We start from the raw sequence: 515 nt of genomic DNA, 5'->3' as shown, positions 1-515 counted from the left end.
CACGTGCTGCGCGAGGGCTCGGTCACCGCGAGCCAGCTGGCCGAGACGTTCGGCGTCAGCCTCATGACCGTCCACCGCGACCTCGACGAACTCGAACGACAGGGCGTCGTCCGCAAATTCCACGGCGGCGTCAGCGCCCAGCCGTCCAGCGTGTTCGAGAGCAACGTCGCCTACCGGCTGCGCACCGCCCGCGCCGAGAAAGCGGCGATCGCCCGGTTCGCGCGCACGCTGATCGAGCCGGGCATGGCGGTCATGCTGGACGACTCGACGACGACCCTCGGGGTCGCCGAACTGCTCACCGACGCCGCACCACTCACCGTCATCACGAACTTCCTGCAGGTCATCAACACCATCAGCCGCGCCGACCGGGTCCGGCTGATCTCCCTGGGCGGCGAGTACTACCCGACGCACGACTCGTTCCTGGGCGTGCCGTGCATCCAGGCGATCGAGTCGCTGCGCGCCGACGTGCTGCTGACGTCGACCTCGGCGGCGTCGGGCGGGCTGACCTACCACCA

General features: G+C 69.5%; 1 protein-coding gene. It reads left to right on the top strand.

Features of this window, described 5'->3' with window-relative positions; all coding sequences use genetic code 11:
• Nucleotides 1-3 precede the first annotated feature (3 nt).
• A partial coding sequence (locus tag ACW62_RS32810) for a DeoR/GlpR family DNA-binding transcription regulator (RefSeq protein WP_420843638.1) occupies nucleotides 4-515 on the top strand: 512 nt, incomplete at its 3' end.

It is taken from the genome of Jiangella muralis, assembly GCF_001270745.1.
GTDB lineage: Bacteria > Actinomycetota > Actinomycetes > Jiangellales > Jiangellaceae > Jiangella > Jiangella muralis.
This window is presented reverse-complemented; position numbering and strand designations above follow the sequence as displayed.